This is a genomic window from Candidatus Hydrogenedentota bacterium (genome assembly GCA_035450225.1).
Taxonomy (GTDB): Bacteria; Hydrogenedentota; Hydrogenedentia; order Hydrogenedentales; family SLHB01; genus DSVR01.
Window position 1 is genome coordinate 1 of sequence record DAOTMJ010000021.1, and the last position, 15,412, is coordinate 15,412.

At 58.9% G+C, this 15,412-nt stretch carries 11 protein-coding genes; 9 read left to right on the forward strand and 2 right to left on the reverse strand.

Going from position 1 to position 15,412, the window contains the following annotated elements; genetic code table 11:
- Positions 1–803: 803 nt before the first annotated feature.
- Together P5540_12050 and P5540_12055 are read left to right on the forward strand one after the other, a co-directional pair.
- Positions 804–1,796: a metallophosphoesterase gene (locus P5540_12050; protein ID HRT65548.1), complete on the forward strand. Its 993-nt coding sequence runs from the start codon at positions 804–806 to the stop codon at positions 1,794–1,796.
- 95 nt (positions 1,797–1,891) lie between these two features.
- A complete protein-coding gene (locus P5540_12055) occupies positions 1,892–2,938 on the forward strand; it encodes a Gfo/Idh/MocA family oxidoreductase (GenBank protein ID HRT65549.1) in 1,047 nt (348 codons plus the stop codon).
- A gap of 27 nt (positions 2,939–2,965) precedes the next feature.
- On the opposite strand, the gene P5540_12060 is transcribed toward P5540_12055, so the two are convergent.
- A complete protein-coding gene (locus P5540_12060) occupies positions 2,966–5,980 on the reverse strand; it encodes an NPCBM/NEW2 domain-containing protein (GenBank protein ID HRT65550.1) in 3,015 nt (1,004 codons plus the stop codon).
- A 218-nt stretch (positions 5,981–6,198) separates the two neighbouring features.
- On the opposite strand from P5540_12060, the gene P5540_12065 reads away from it, so the two are divergent.
- From P5540_12065 to P5540_12080, 4 genes are all read left to right on the forward strand, one after another.
- Complete coding sequence (locus P5540_12065) at positions 6,199–6,933, forward strand: hypothetical protein (protein HRT65551.1); 735 nt, start codon at positions 6,199–6,201, stop codon at positions 6,931–6,933.
- A gap of 7 nt (positions 6,934–6,940) precedes the next feature.
- Positions 6,941–7,858: an aromatic amino acid DMT transporter YddG gene (gene yddG / locus P5540_12070; GenBank protein ID HRT65552.1), complete on the forward strand. Its 918-nt coding sequence runs from the start codon at positions 6,941–6,943 to the stop codon at positions 7,856–7,858.
- Between the two features lie 167 nt (positions 7,859–8,025).
- The gene (locus P5540_12075) at positions 8,026–9,033 is read left to right on the forward strand and encodes an endonuclease/exonuclease/phosphatase family protein (protein HRT65553.1); all 1,008 of its coding nucleotides are present in this window, start codon (positions 8,026–8,028) and stop codon (positions 9,031–9,033) included.
- A gap of 425 nt (positions 9,034–9,458) precedes the next feature.
- On the forward strand, positions 9,459–10,652 hold the full coding sequence (locus tag P5540_12080; GenBank protein ID HRT65554.1) for a PKD domain-containing protein: 1,194 nt from the start codon (positions 9,459–9,461) through the stop codon (positions 10,650–10,652).
- 19 nt (positions 10,653–10,671) lie between these two features.
- Here the strand turns inward: P5540_12080 and P5540_12085 are convergent, their stop codons facing one another.
- Positions 10,672–11,226 carry an Rrf2 family transcriptional regulator gene (locus P5540_12085; GenBank protein ID HRT65555.1) on the reverse strand — a complete coding sequence of 185 codons (555 nt, stop codon included), beginning with the start codon at positions 11,224–11,226 and terminating at the stop codon, positions 10,672–10,674.
- A 254-nt stretch (positions 11,227–11,480) separates the two neighbouring features.
- On the opposite strand from P5540_12085, the gene P5540_12090 reads away from it, so the two are divergent.
- The 3 genes from P5540_12090 to P5540_12100 are packed head-to-tail and all read left to right on the forward strand — an operon-like array spanning position 11,481 to position 15,398.
- Positions 11,481–13,385 (forward strand): FAD-dependent oxidoreductase, encoded by a 1,905-nt coding sequence (locus P5540_12090; GenBank protein HRT65556.1) that lies wholly within the window; start codon positions 11,481–11,483, stop codon positions 13,383–13,385.
- On the forward strand, positions 13,370–13,837 hold the full coding sequence (locus P5540_12095) for a ubiquinol-cytochrome c reductase iron-sulfur subunit (GenBank protein ID HRT65557.1): 468 nt from the start codon (positions 13,370–13,372) through the stop codon (positions 13,835–13,837). The genes P5540_12090 and P5540_12095 overlap by 16 nt, the downstream gene beginning before the upstream one ends.
- 16 nt (positions 13,838–13,853) lie before the next feature.
- Entirely contained in the window at positions 13,854–15,398 is a 1,545-nt protein-coding gene (locus tag P5540_12100) for a cytochrome b N-terminal domain-containing protein (GenBank protein ID HRT65558.1), read from the forward strand.
- The last annotated feature ends 14 nt before the right edge of the window (positions 15,399–15,412 follow it).

Consider the following 15,412-nt stretch of genomic DNA (forward strand, 5'->3'; position numbering starts at 1 on the left):
CGAAATCCCAGGACTGGCGTCCTGGGCTATTTTCAAGGCGTCCCTACGGGACTTCGTGTCGAACACCGTCTCATTCGACCAATCTGAAAATGTATAAACTCCTTGGACAGGCTGTCCAGCCTGTCCGCCCACGGACATGTCGTGGCTTTGGAAAAGAGAGACTGGACAGTCTGTCCTACGTTTCGCGCCCGAAAGATTTCCCATGCGCGTTTAGGGCAGGTGAATACAGGCAAGAACCCGGTACTCTCAATCTGTCCAAAAGAATTGTGAAAAAATCACAATACCGCAAGGAGTCACGTTTTATCCCGTTCTTTTTTCGATATCTGCGCGTATCTGCGCCGTCTGCTGAAAAATCACACGATCCACAGATGACGCAGATACACGCAGATGGAAAACAGGGCATGGATGTTCAAGCCAGGCGATTCCAAACTCGAATCCTAAGGTCGGAACTGTCCAAAATAAGTTTGATCGGGGAAATTTCTTCTTCATCGCGAAGGAGAGGTTCCCAAGTACGCCTTCCTTAAAAACGTTGTCTATTTGAAGCAAGCCACAATTTGGACAGAGATGAGAACGCTTACATTTGACTTGGAGCATTGGCGATGCAAGGGACAACAGAACGAACGGGTTCTCCGCCTCTCTTTCTCCCGATTACGATTACGAAGGCGAGCACGAGATTTGAAAAAAGGACCGTCCTTAGGCACTATGGGTTTTCCGGCGAGCGTAAATGATAAAATCGGACTTATGCGTTTCAGAGATGGCGACAAACGCGAGGAGATGATGAGACGATCAGACATGCGCGGCCTTTGATACTTTTACTGGCCATGGTCGCTGCGGCGCCCGGATTCGCGGATCAGGACACGTTCCGGTTCGTTGTAACGGGCGACAGCCGCGGCGGGGACAACGGCATCAATTCGGTTCGCCTGTCGGAACTAGTGGTTGCCATTTTGGCGGAGCAACCCTTGCCGGACCTGGTGATTTTCACGGGCGATCTCGTCAACAACGGCTATGTCTCGCAACTGGAGTACTGGGTGCAGGTCTTCATGGAGCCGCTTGAACAGCACGGAGTCAAAGTGTATCCGATCCGGGGCAATCACGATGCGCAGATTGACTCGTGGCGGCAGGTGTTTTCGGGCGTGCATGCCTTGCCGAACAACGGGCCGCCGGATGAACTAGGCATGACGTATTCGTTTGTTCATAAAAACGCGTTCTTCATTGGCATGGACCTGAGCGGCCTGTTCGAGATCAACCAGGAATGGCTCGACGAGCAACTGAGCACGAAGAACGTGCCGCATCTGTTTGTGTTCAATCATTATCCGGCGTTTTCCGTGGATCACGTGGATTCGCTGGCGTTCAACAAACCGAAGCGCGACGCTTTCTGGAACAGCATCGGCCGCGCGGGCGGACGGGTTTATTTCACCGGCCACGACCATTTCTACAATCATTCGATGGCGTACGACAAACACTACATCTGGATTCACCAGATTGTCGTGGGCTCGGCGGGCGCGCCGTTCTACGATTGGAACGGCGTCTATCTCGAAGCGCCGCGGGTCCAAGGCATTGCGCACAACAGGAACAACGGGTACGTGGTGGTGGATGTGGACGGATACGATGTCCGATCGGTGTTTAAGGAACGCATCGAACTGCAGCCGGGGCAAGTGCAATACGTCGAATTTAACGACGTATTCACGTACACGGCATGGGGACCGGGCGAGGGACTGCCGTTGTCGATCGCAACCGCGTTGCTTGCCGGGCTTCTCATCATGTGTTTGATGTTGCGCCGGATCGCTTTCGGCTGAAGCCATTTCCCAAATCGTATTCACCTGTATAACGGACACAAACAGGTGTGTTTTATGGCAAAACTTGACGTGACAACGAAATGGAGCAAAAGACCATGACAAAGAAAATTCGCGTGGGCGTGGTGGGCACGGGGATGGGCCGCCATCACATGGAGGCGTTCGTGAAACTGGAGGATGTCGAATTGTTGGCCGTCTGCGACATCAATGTGCCCGAAGCGAAGGAGTTCGCGGACAAATTCGGCGCACCGCATGTTTTTGCGGATTACCGCGAAATGTTTTCGATGCCCGAACTGGACGCCGTCTCGATTGCGACGCCGAATTGCCTGCATGCGCCGATGACAATAGACGCGTTGCGCAAGGGCAAGCATGTGTTGATCGAAAAACCGATGGCGCTCAATGCGGCCCAGGCGCGGGCGATGGTCGCCGAGGCCAAAAAGGCGAAGAAGCGCCTGATGGTCGAGCAGGCGATGCGATTCTCGCGGGACGTCCAATTGCTGCGGGGATGTTACGAACGCGGCGATTTCGGCGAAGTCTATTACGCGCGTTCGACGTGGATCCGCCGGAAGGGCTGGCCGCGTCTGAATTTCGAGCCGGGCGGTTCGATGGGCCGCGGCGAATGGTTCATCCGCAAGGCGGAGGCGGGCTTTGGCGCGCTGGGCGACATTGGCGTCCATCTGCTCGATCTCGCGTGGTATCTGATGGGTAATCCGAAACCGATTGCCGCAAGCGGCGCGATGTGGAACAAGGTGGCCGCCCCGATCCTGAAGCGCAAGAAGATGCCGGTCGAAGTGGACGAAACGACCTGCGGATTCATCCGGCTCGAAGGCGGGGGCGTCATCGTGGTCGAGATCTGCTGGGACTCGCACAATGCGCCCGTGCAGGAAGTCCGGGTATATGGCGACAAGGGTGGCTGTTCGGCTTTTCCGGCCCGCGTGTATCGCGGGGAGGATATTCTCGAAACCGTTGATGTGAGTACGGCGTACGGCGGGTACCCGATTACCGATGCCTACGCGCATTTCATTGACTGCATCCGCAATCCGAAAAAGAAGATGATCGCATCGGGCGAGGAAATCGTGGAAGTGATGCGAATGCTCGACGGCATCGGAAAATCGGCCGCGACGGGCCGTGAAGTGAGGTTGTAACGCACCACTTTCGGGCGTGGCAGGTGTTCAGCGCAGAAGGCGCGCATCGGCCCAGTCGGCGTGATCGGCCATCAGATCATTGCCGCCATCGCCGACGATCAACTCGAGCCGTTTCGCGTCCGTGACATCGAGGTCTACGCGTTTGGCGGGATCGTCGCGTTTCATGAGCCCGGATTCCCATCGCTTGGTTCCATCCACCCACACTTCAAAGGTGATGGTGGGTCCCGTGGCGCTATCCGCGCCGGCCCATGCCTGGAACCGCTTGTGGCGGCCATCCAGTGCATACACAATCCGCGATGGCGCGTGTGTTCCGAGGCCGCGGCGGTACAACGTGCCGGCGATGGTTATCGGCTTCTCCCACACGCTTTGGTTGCGCTGGAGTGTTCCCCAGCCTTGCGTCGCCTCGACCGGCTCCAACGCATCGAGGAAAACTCCATCGATCCGTTCAATGGGACGCTGTGCATGAACGGCTTTGCCGCTCACATCCGCGAGATTGGTTGGAGGCACAATTGCCTGGCCGTCCAACGACACACGCTCCGGTTGCGGCAACAAGTCTTGATCTCCCACGGCGCCCGCCTGGCCTTCCTGCCATGCCCATACCCATGCAGACGTGTGGACACCGGGTGTTATGCCCTCAATGGTGAGCGACACGTCATGCCGTCCTTCCGGAAACGGCGCGCGCAGGAAACACCAGTGTTCGGGACGTTCAAAGCCACTGGCTGCCCAGCCGGTTTCCGAATCGCAGGAGGTCAGTGCGACAGCCTGTCCATCCACCATCACGCGCGTCTCGGCGGACTGTTTCGCGCCATCGAACAATATGAGCAGATCGGCCCGCGCACCGCGCACCGATACAGTTGCGTCGAATCGCGCATGAATGCATTCCGTCGCGCTGCCGACAAGGCTTGTCCAATCCGGGCCGAATGCCGCCGCCTCATCGTCATATATATGGCGTTCCACCATACGTTTTACGGTCTCGACATCAATTCGGTTCCCGGTAAGTTCAGTGGCGGCGGGCACGTTTTCAGGGGACTGTGCGGCAATGTCAAGCACGACGGTTTCGTACGGCATCAAGGGCACGTTCAAGGCGTCCCCTCGCTTCATCGCACGACCGTACTGGCGTAATTCGGGATATGCGCTTGTTGCCGAAAAAATCGTTTCCTCCGGGAGATATTCCATAGGCAGCACATAGGTGTGCGGCGCGATCCATGGATTGCGCAGGACAATCAGTTCTCGGTAGGACTTGGAATCCCCTTCGCCGGAACGATGACGGTATCCGTACGGTTCACGCGGCATCGCAGCCTTGTGATCAAACTTAGGACACGCGCCGTCCTGCCATGCCGGCGGCAAGAGCGGTTCCGTGTCTTCAAGCATCGCCTGATGTTTCCTCGCCCACGACAGCACATCCGCGAACGCTTTCCACCGGGGAGCGTCCATGAACTTGGGATTGAGATAGACGGGCAGGAATTGATGCCCGCGCAAGACGGTCATCACGGCGTCGTTGAGAAATGGATCGTTTGTTTGATGGATGATGCCGAGGACTTCCTGTGCGGCCTGCGGCATGGGATTCCATTGAGCCCCCTGCAGGTTGAAGAAGTCCCGCGCGGTCGTGTAACTCTCGCGGTAGACGGGCGACGGTACGCGGCCATGCGGAGCATCGTCGCCGAACGAGCCGATCACGCTGTTGAAATGGAACAACCACCAGGGGCTCGGATTCCAGCCGAAGCAGGTCGGTTCGATCCATGCGTCCGGCGCGGCTTGGTGAATGGCTGCCGCCGCCGCGATGAGACCGTCCGCGATGGCTTCCGCCGAAAGCAGCCCCGGCGCGTGGCCATGATCCGTTTCCGGGCACACGAGCGCATAGCCGTCGAACTTGAAGTGCCGCACACCGTCGCGCGTGGCGTATTCGACAAGGCGGTCGCGGAAGGCCGCGGCGTATTTCGGCCCGCCGAGGCACAGGCGGTCCTTGAGGGCCTCATAGCCGTTCTCGCGCGCCCATGCGATATCGAGCGCCGTCGGATAACAGCAACTCGGCGAGATCCACAAGCCGAGCCGGGACTGCATGCGTTGGGCCGCTTCTTGCAGGAGCGAGAAACCTTTCGGAAACAGTTTCGGATCGATCGCCCACAGCGATTTGGGGTCCGACCAGCCCATGTCTATGCAGAAGGTGTCGAACGCAACGCCGTACGGACGGTACATGTGTTCGTCGAAGGTGCGCATAAGTTCGAGAATTTCGGTTTCGGTGTAATACGGGCAACTCGACGTCCACCAACTGTTGTAGTTGACGTGAATGCCGCCCGGCGGCGGGCGATGGGCCGACAGATAGCGGCGGAACGCGCGCATCTCTTCACCGGGTTCCGCGACGCCGAACACGGCCTTGCGGGTTTCGTGCCACATGTCCGGCAAGAGAGTCCATCCCGGACGATGCGCGACAATCAACGTGTCGTTCTCGATGCGCGTGGCGGCAATCGGAAACTCGATGCCCGCAAAGAAACCATCGAGAAAGACGGGGTAACTTTGTGTCTCGCCGGGCAGCATCCGTGCAGCGCGTTGTTCGAGCGGAAACGATGCGAGCACGACTTCTTCGAGCAGGCGCGGCGCGGCTGTGCCCGTCACGCGAAACCGCGCCCATTTGCGAACCACGTCTTCACGGTCCGAACACTGGAAAAGAACGATTGCTTCCAGCCGGCCGCCATCGGCCAATTTCACCGGCGCAAACCGGCACTCGATCGTCTGGGAGTCCTGCAAAGCCCGCGGCGGTTCCGTCGTGTCGTAAAAGACAGCTTGGCCGTTGTTGAACCGAAATGAAACGCTGCCCCATGCGACGGGTAATTCATACGCGCCGCTGCGCAAGACAATCCCCGTATCTCGCGGCAGCCACGGAGCCGGTATGTCCTTGGCCCGCGCCGCTTCAGCCGCAGTAAAGACCACGATAAAAACAAGCAGGACGCCGAGGGATTTCCCAACTCGTTCGGGAAAAATCCACGGATGACGATGGACGAAGGCAAATTTCCCATTGAATCGCAAAGTATTGGAATCCCTCATGCGTGTTTCTCCCGCGGAATGGCTTTTCCTTCGACTGCATGCGCCGGAACGGTTTCGCGCCGGGCGGACCAAGAAATCATACCCTTGATTGAGGCATTGGGTCCAAGCCTCCGTGGGAAGATACCTTTTTACCGGCTTGGACGCAACGCCCTGTCGTATTGAGGCGGCGGGAATTTTCCGCCGGGATCGTGTAAAGTATGCGGCGGAGACTTGGCGTCATGCGTGTTGTGTTATTTGGTCCGCAATCCGGTGATTTGGCTGAAATGGCCGCCCGGTATTCAAACATTGAACTGGTGGACGAACAGCCGGACATCGTGGTCTGTTACGGCGGCGACGGTACTTTGTTGGCCGCCGAACAACGCTGGCCCTTGGTGCCGAAGGTTCCCATCCGCCACAGTCGGCGCGGCAACCGGTGCATCGCGCGTCCGCCGGAGGAAGTCCTTGAACGGCTGGCCGCGGGCCGCCTGGTGCGAACCGAATACCTGAAACTCATGGGTATCCTTCGCGGGCCGGCGCATACCCGTCCCGGACACGACCTCCGCGCGATGAACGAATTCAGCGTCCACATGGCGCGAATCAATTCGGCGGTTCGGTTCAAGATCTGGATTGACGACGAGTCCTACGGGCCCGATCGCGAAATCCTCGGCGACGGATTCGTCATCAGCACGCCTTTCGGCAGCATGGCCTATTTCAACCACATCACGCGCGGTTTTTTCCGACAGGGCATCGGTATCGCGTTCAAGTCCACCTCCGAGCACACCAACCATTTTATCGTGCCGGAATCCGCCGTCGTGCGCATCCTCATCACGCGCGGCCCGGCGCTTCTCGCGCAGGACAATTCCCTGGAATACCTCAATATTCTCGAAGGCGACGAACTGGTCGTCAAACGACAGGATCAACCGGCTGTGATCCTGACATGGGATGCGATGCGATATCCGTCCGACAAGTTCTGAGACGGCCATGACCCCGCCCGCCGGATCGTCCGCCGCAACGATGCTCGGCCTGCTGGCCGTCGTCTTCTGGAGTTCCACGGTCGCCTTTTCCCGCGGCCTGACCGAAAACCTCGGCGTGTTCACGGCCGCCTGCGCGATTTACCTCGGCGGCGGGGCGCTGGGCTGTGTTGCGCTGTTGGCGCGGCCGGCAAGGCGCCGTCGTCTCGCTCAAGCCTCGGCGCGCTACTGGTTGGTATGCGGCGGCAGTTTTATCGTCAATATTGTCTGCTTTCATCTCGCCGTGGGACTGGCCCATGGACGCCAGGGAATTATCGGGGTCGGTCTCGTCAACTATCTCTGGATCAGTCTCACACTGCTCCTGTCCGTGCCCATCTTGGGCAAGCGTCCCCGATGGGGACTGCTGCCGGGTATGATCATTGCCTGCGCGGGCGTGGTGCTGGCCACGATACACGACGGACCGCTGGACCTGGCGGAATTTGCCGCGAACGCCCGCGAGAATGCCGTTCCTTGCATCCTGGCGTTCATGGGCGCTCTCGCATGGGCTGTTTACAGCAACTTCAACCGCCGATGGGAAGCCGAATCCGGCGGCGGGCCGACGCCTGTCTTTCTGGCCGCAGCCGGCGTGATTTTTCTCGCAATGCGCCCCTGCGTCAACGAGACCGCGGCATGGAATGCGCCGGTTTTGGCCGGACTCGCCGCCACGATCCTTTTCCCCACGATCCTCGCCTATGCGTTCTGGGACGCCGCCATGCGGCGCGGCAACATCGTTCTCGTCGTTTCCGTGTCGTACCTGACCCCGGTCCTTTCAACCCTCATCAACTGCTTCTATTGCGGCATCTTGCCCGGCCCGAAACTCTGGCTGGCTTGTTTTCTCGTCGTGGCCGGCGCCGCCCAATGCCGGAGATCCATATCCGATGACGGCTGAAAGAGGATCGTAATTTTCAAACATCTCTCCACAAGGCGCGGTACAATGAATTCAATGCAAGGGCAAGGAAGATGAAAAGAATGGCGGAGATTCCCTTTTCTTCATCTACTTTATCTGTCAACCACGTGAAAGAATCCCATTCAGCGGATAACAAAAGGTAAAAAACGATGAGATGGATCAAGCGTATTGCCGTGTTTCTGGTCTTCGCCGGATTGGTTGCCGTATATGTCCGCTACGACGGCATCCCGTATACGATGGCATTCGTTCTGCAATCGTGGAGCAAACCGTATTTCGATCCCGCGCCGCATCGCGCGACAACCCCTTGTGACGGCGCGGCGCCGTGCGAATCCGGAAAAATCAGGACGCTGACATACAACGTGCTGTGCCGCGTATGCGAAAAGGAGGGTTACGACACGTGGGACGTGCGCTGGCCGCATCTGAAAGATTTGATCGCGAAATACGATGCGGATCTTTTTGGCGCGCAGGAACTCGGCGGGAATGCCGACATCGAAACGATATTGGGCGCGTTTCCCCACTATGCGTGCGAGACCTACCGGTTCGGGCCGTGGGCATACGGCGATTGCGCGTTGTTCTATCGAAAGGATCGTTTCGAGGCGCTCGACAGCGGCCAGATGTGGCTTAGCCCGAAACCCGGCGTTCCCTTCGCGCAGAACTGGAAACGGCTGTCCATGCCGCGCTATGTGAACTGGGTGTATCTGCGGCAAAAGGGCAACGGATTCCGGTTTCTCTTCGTCAATACCCATTTCGACAATAACGGCGAAAACAAGGAGCCGTCCGCGCTCATGTTTTCCCGCGCGTTCCGGCCGCTTGCCGAAATTGTGCCCATCATTGCAACGGGTGATTTCAATACCGACGTCCGCGCCGAACGCTACCGGAACATTCGAGGCGCGAACGAGGGGCCGCCGGTTTTCGATAATGTGCGGGATCGGGCCCCTGTCAAAAACGTCCTCACGAACGCTATGCCCCCGGACAAGGATGAAGAAGTCCAGTGGCACACCGATCTCGATCGCACAATAGACCATATCTTCGTGGCCGGACCTGTACAGATTGAGGTGTTTGACTGGATTCAAGACGCCACCGTCTACGAGCCAGGCCGCCGGTGGCCGTCGGATCATCCGGCCGTTTACGCCGAAATCAATCTTCGTATGCGCTGAGATAAGGGTCTTTATTGCATTGAAGACGCCTAACGTATCACCGCACCACATCCCCCAGGGAAAGCTGCGAAAGGATATTTCTGGCTGAAAACAGGCTATCTTGAGAGTGCCGAGTTCTTGAGACAAGAGGATGAGAATTTCCTCGAAGATTGGCATTTCCGGGCAATTTCATGTCGGATCAGGCAACGAGATCTTGAGTTGAAATTGAAAAGGGCCGCTTTGTAGCGCCGATTTCCCAATTGGCATGTCGTGTTTCAGCAAGCCGATTTGGAAATCGGCGTTGCATTCCGGGACCTTTACGACTCCGAGAACACGGTACTCTCAAGAGGCTATGATATAATTCGCTCTCACTCGAAAAGGGATTATGGTAAACAATGAAAAACGATTGCCGTTCTGCTTCCTTGCGAAATCGGATAATCTTCCCGTTGGTCTTGGCGGCATTGCTGTCCTGCGACCGGCATTCCGTTAGGCCCTGCGAGACGGAGCGGACAACAGCGTCCGCGTCGTCGGTCGAACAGGCGTCCGATCCCGGCAAAAAAAAACCGGAATTCAACGCACAAGTCGAAACGGTCGAAGCATACGCGGATTTTCGCGTCGAACCCCGAAGGGCCGCCGTGGGCGAATCCGTTCTTTTCTTTGATCAGTCCTTTCCCGGTAATTTGGAAATTGACAAATGGTTATGGAAGTTCGGCGATGGGCAAACCAGTGAAGAGGCCAATACCGCACATGTCTATGCCGCGCCCGGAGACTATGACGTCTCATTGGAAATATCCTCTCCAGCCGACAAGTCGCAAAGGGTGCGAAGGGCATGGGTGTCCGTTCGCGATTCATCCATGCCGCCCCCTGAAAAGACTGTTCCGGAAATGGGCATTTCTCTCGAGCCGGAAGGCCAAGGGAGTTTTCTTGTTATTCGCCGTCGCGATTGCCCGGAGGCATTTTGCCGGTTATGGGCGCCTGAAATGGTAAATTGGCCCCATTTGGTCGAGGGGAATCATGCTCTTGTCGTTGGACAGTTGAACTGGCGGAAAGAAGAAGCCGATGGAACGTTAAAGTATTCTGTTGACACTGAAGAGGCCGTGTTTACCGCGGTATTCGAGCCGCATTCGGATCATGTCGCCTGCACGTATTCGACACAATTGAAGCCGGGTTTCGACAACCCGCCGCAGCTCTCGGTCAATCCGTGCCAGCAATTGGGAGACAGCCTTTTCGATGGCAGGCATGACGACCTCCAGCGGCGAATCCATTTTCTTTCGGGCGGGAAATGGAAAAGTGTTGCGGAATGTCCCGATGCCGGCGTTCGCAGCATGATCTTTTTTGTGCCTCATCCCACTGGGCAGGGTTATCAAAGCGAACTCTCACGCGAAATCTCTTCCGCCACGGCCGACATGCCGGTCATGGCCTGTGTGAGCAGGGATGGAAAATGGATATGCGCAACGGCGGTGAAAACCGGTGATTATCTGTTCTGTAACACCCTTCCCAATTATCGTTGCCAGCACACGCCGGCTTCCAGCGCCTTTGACGAGAATGGCCATGCATCCGTCCGAATTGATGTGTACATTCTCAAGGGGACTCTCGACGATCTGCGGGCGAAAATAAACGGCGTAACCTTGGCGCGATAACCCGCATCGTTGTTATTGTTCATTTTCTTTTTCCGGATGCCTTGGCAGGGACATGGGTCTTGGCATTGCCGGTTTTCTTCATGCGCGCATGTTCCGGAACGGGGGCCTTGGAGCGTCGCGATCCCGGTTGCGATACGCCGACCAGGTCGGAGAGGGTCAGCGAATCGAGCCGGGCGATCAATCCCTCACGAATTCCGCCCCACACGGCGTGCAACGCGCACGGCGTAGAGCCGCACCGCGACAGGCCGAGCAGGCATTTGCGAAAGGTCAGATCGCCATCCACCGCGTGGATGACTTCGAGCAGGGTGATCTGCGACGGGTTGCGTTTCAGTTCGTAGCCGCCGCCCGGACCCAGCACCGCGCGAAGAAAGCCGCCCTGCACCAGCGACTGAAACACCTTGCGGCTGTACGGCTCGGGAATCCGCGCCTTTTTGCAGATGTCCCGCGCCCGAAAACGCTTGGTCCCGTCGTCCCCCGCCGCGCAAAGCAGGGCACGCAACACATACTCGCACTTCTTCGAAAACAACTGAAACAATCCGATTTCCTTTCCCTTGGCATGGCGCCCGTCAATCATGGATGTTATCATCCATGATTTGGGCGGCTTCTGTCAATACCCTGTCCGGCGCCCACAGGGACTCATGAAAACGGCCCCGGAAACAACACCGAAAAAAAAGACTTGACATTCGCCCGTAAATAGTGGATACTATGGTCCAACATAAGATGGATACAGATATCCATCATTTGCGACGAAGCGGGTAGGCGAGGCGGCTATTGTGGAGTTCATGGCGGCAGCGCCGCCGGGCGAGAGGCAGTGGACGGGCAAGGGATATGAACGAGACGAGCGACGCGCCGTTCATCCGAACGGCAACCGCGGAGTATTGGAAGGAACAGATCAAGTGTCAGGCGGCGTGTCCCGTGCACACGGACGCGCGCGGGTATGTTCGCGCCATCGCGGAAGGGAACGACGAACGGGCCTACCTGATAGCGCGGGGTCCGAACCCGCTGGCTTCGATCTGCGGCCGTGTTTGCGGGGCGCCGTGCGAGACGGCGTGCCGCCGGGGTTCTTATGACCGGCCGGTGGCGATTCGCGCGCTGAAACGGTTTGCCTGCGAGCGGTATGGTCCCGAAGCCGGGAGACTAAGCGCGGAGGGATTTGTTGACTTGCTGAAGGATGCGGCCCGGCATCGTTCCGGCGCCGAGTGCGTGGGGAAGGAAGAACTCCTGCCCCTGCTGCGATCGCTGATGCGCGGCGACATTCCCGCCGCAACCGGCAAAAGTGTCGGCATCGTGGGGGGTGGACCGGCGGGTCTGGCGGCGGCCCACGACCTCGCTTTGTTGGGCTGCGAGGTCACCATTTATGAAATGGAGCCTCTTCTGGCGGGGATGCTGGTGGTCGGCGTGCCGCAGTATCGTCTGTCCCGCGAGGTGATACAGGCCGAGGTGGCGGTGATTACGGCGCTGGGCGTGAAGGCGGTTACGAACTGCCGTGTGGGGGCGGACATTTCCTTTCCGGAACTGCGGTCCCGTCACGATGCGGTAATCATTGCCGTGGGAGCGAAGAATTCCCGGCGCTTGCCGGTTCCGGGGATTGATGCGCAGGGCGTAATCGGCGGCGTCGAATTTCTTCGCGATGTGGCAGTCGGGCGCCCCCCGAAATTGGGCCGCCGGGTGGTGGTCATCGGCGGAGGCAACGTGGCATTCGATGTCGGGCGGACGGTCCTGCGCCAGATAGGAATTGACGCGGCGCGGACCGCGCTTCGGCAGCCGGTCGTGGCGCAGGTGCATCTATGCTCGCTGGAATCGCTGGAGGAAATGCCGGCGGACGATGTCGAAATAATCGAAGGCGACGAGGAGGGCATTGTTCGGTGCCATGGGATGGGTCCGCAGGCGATCCTACAGGATGCGGCGGGCCGGGTAACCGGCGTGCGTTTTCAGAAATGCCTGCGGGTGTTCGACGAGGCGGGTCGCTTCAATCCCGTTTTCGACGCCGGGCAGACGCTCGATATTTCATGCGACAACGTGCTGTTGGCGGTAGGGCAATCGTACGACCTTGGCTTTATTGACGCCGGACGCGACGGGCTTTCGCTGCGGCCGAACGGGGGGGTGGAATGCAATCCCGTGACCGGCGAGACGTCCGCGCCGGATGTGTTCATGGCAGGGGATTTGGCGCACGGGCCGAAACTGCTGATTCATGCGGTTGCTTCGGGCAAGGCGGTCGCGCGGGCGGTATACCGGCATTTGACGGGACGAACGATCCGCTTTGAAGACACGACACTGCATTTTCCAATGCCGGCTTTCGACCGTGAACCGGACTACGAAAAGATACAGCGTATCAAACAGGCGGCGATACCCGTCGAGGAACGCCTGAAGGGACACGACCGCATTGTCGAGCAGAACTACGACGAGGCCGCGGCCCGGCGCGAGGCTTCCCGGTGTTTGAACTGCAACGTCAACACGATTTTCGACGGTTCCCGTTGTCTGCTGTGCGGGGGATGCGTGGACGTGTGCCCGGTTTCCTGTTTGCGCATCGTGCCCGCGGATGGTCTTGGGGGAGAGGCTGCACGCATCGTGGCCGCAAAGCGGGAAGAGGATTCCACGTTGGATGTCTCGGCGATTCTCAAGGACGAGACCCGCTGCATTCGATGCGGATTGTGCGCCGACCGGTGCCCATCGGGCGCCATTACGATGGAATCGTTTCATTTCGAGGAGAGATGCATATGCCAGGACGTTTAGACCCTCCGGAAGTCCCAAGGCGGGATTTCCTGAACTGGGCCGGCATCGCAGCGGCCACGGCCGCCATCGCCGGTTCGATCATCGGCATGGCGCGGCTGCCGAAGCCCAGCGTGCTTCCCGAAGCGTCGCACCGTTTTCGCGCCGGGCATCCCGCGGAGTTCCCGCCCGGCACGGTGAAAATCATCCACGATCACAACGTGCGCATTGTCGCAACGGACGAGGGCGTGGCGGCGCTTTCGCTGGTGTGCACGCATCTCGGATGCATTGTCGCGGAATCCCCGGACGGGTTCAAATGTCCCTGTCATGGTTCGCAGTTCTCGCATGACGGCAAGGTGGTGGGCGGCCCGGCGCCGCGTCCGCTGCGCTGGCTCGAAATATCCCACGCGCCGGACGGCAGCCTCATCGTGGACAAGGATCGGGAAGCGCCGCCGAACCGGTTTTTCAAGGCATGAGAGGAGCGAAGGGATCATGACCAACGGACTTGGCGCTTTTCTGGACAATCTCTGGAAATTACCGCAGACCTTCCGGGAATCGCTGATCCGGCACGGTGCGCCGACGTCGGATCGCGCGCGATCGCAGACGGTTTTCGGGAATTTCTTTCTCCACATTCACGCGACGCGGATTCATCGGGACACGCTGCGGCTTCGGACGACATGGGGGCTGGGCGTTTCGCTCGTGGCGCAATTTCTTATCCTCACCGTTACGGGGATTCTGTTGATGGTCTATTACAAAGCCTCGACGGATCTTGCCTACGATTCGATCAAAGATCTCCATTACGTGGTTCCCACGGGACGCTTCATCCGCAACATCCACCGCTGGGCGGCCCACTTGATGGTGGCCATGGCGTTCCTTCACATGGCCCGCGTGTTCTATACCGCGGCCTACAAGGCTCCCCGCGAATTCAACTGGGTGGTGGGGATGATGCTCTTCGTGATTACCCTGATGTTTTCCTTCACGGGCTACCTGCTGCCGTGGGATCAACTGGCGTATTGGGCCATCACGATCGGAGCGAACATCGCCGCGTCACCGAATGAACTGGCGCACGCGTTGGGGCTTCCGCCCGCGTTCTATCTCGGCGATATCCAGAAGGAGTTGCTGCTGGGCGCTTCGACCGTGGGCCAGGAGGCCCTCACCCGGTTTTACCTGCTGCATGTCATGTTGCTGCCCATCGTGTTCGGCGCCGTGATCGGCGTCCATATATGGCGCATCCGCAAGGATGGCGGTCTCGCGCATCCGGCGGGCACGCCGACGCCGGCGGGCAAGGGTGTGGGCACGATGGCGCCGTCGGCGCTGGCCCCGCAGGATCAGCCCGACAAAACCTACGGGCTGATGGCGGTGGTCAAGGGTTCCTCGCCGCACACCGGCAAGACGATGGACGAAACCGTGCCCGCATGGCCCTATCTGATGCGGGCGGAACTGCTGATTTTCATGGTCAACATGCTGATATGCGTGGCGCTCGGCCTGGTGTTCGACGCGCCCCTGCGTGAACTGGCCAATCCGGCCGTGCCTGAAAATCCCGCCAAGGCGCCTTGGTACTTTCTCGGTCTGCAGGAAATGGTTTCCTATTCGGCGCTGGTCGGCGGCATTGTGGTGCCCACCATCGTCGTGATCGGTCTTGCGCTCATTCCGTACCTGGATCGTGAGCGGGAACCGTCGGGCGTATGGTTCAGTGGAAGCCGGGGCATCCGCGTCATGCTGCTGTCCATCGTGGTGGGCGCGGCGCTGGCCGTGGCCGCGGTGGCGGTCCCCGTAAACTTCGGCTGGTTGCGGAACTGGTTTCCCAATATCCCGCAGATCGTCATTATCCTCATCAATCCGGGGAGCCTGCTGACGGCGGCGTACGGCGTGTGGTCCGTTTTGGTCGTCGTGCGCGCACGCTCGACGCGGATGGGCGCCATCGCGCTGTTCACCTGTTTTCTGGTGGGCTTCGCGATTCTGACCTACGTCGGAACGAACCTGCGCGGACCGAACTGGGACTTCTACTGGAGCAAGAGCCAATGGCCGTTGCATTGAGCGCGGACCCGGCC

Excerpts from the sequence above, each read along its gene's own strand:
- P5540_12055 (HRT65549.1), top strand. The coding sequence starts at position 1,892 with ATGACAAAGAAAATTCGCGTGGGCGTGGTGGGCACGGGGATGGGCCGC.
- P5540_12060 (HRT65550.1), bottom strand. The coding sequence starts at position 5,980 with ATGAGGGATTCCAATACTTTGCGATTCAATGGGAAATTTGCCTTCGTC.
- P5540_12090 (HRT65556.1), top strand. The coding sequence starts at position 11,481 with ATGAACGAGACGAGCGACGCGCCGTTCATCCGAACGGCAACCGCGGAG.
- yddG (HRT65552.1), top strand. The coding sequence starts at position 6,941 with ATGACCCCGCCCGCCGGATCGTCCGCCGCAACGATGCTCGGCCTGCTG.
- P5540_12065 (HRT65551.1), top strand. The coding sequence starts at position 6,199 with ATGCGTGTTGTGTTATTTGGTCCGCAATCCGGTGATTTGGCTGAAATG.
- P5540_12085 (HRT65555.1), bottom strand. The coding sequence starts at position 11,226 with ATGATTGACGGGCGCCATGCCAAGGGAAAGGAAATCGGATTGTTTCAG.
- P5540_12075 (HRT65553.1), top strand. The coding sequence starts at position 8,026 with ATGAGATGGATCAAGCGTATTGCCGTGTTTCTGGTCTTCGCCGGATTG.
- P5540_12095 (HRT65557.1), top strand. The coding sequence starts at position 13,370 with ATGCCAGGACGTTTAGACCCTCCGGAAGTCCCAAGGCGGGATTTCCTG.
- P5540_12100 (HRT65558.1), top strand. The coding sequence starts at position 13,854 with ATGACCAACGGACTTGGCGCTTTTCTGGACAATCTCTGGAAATTACCG.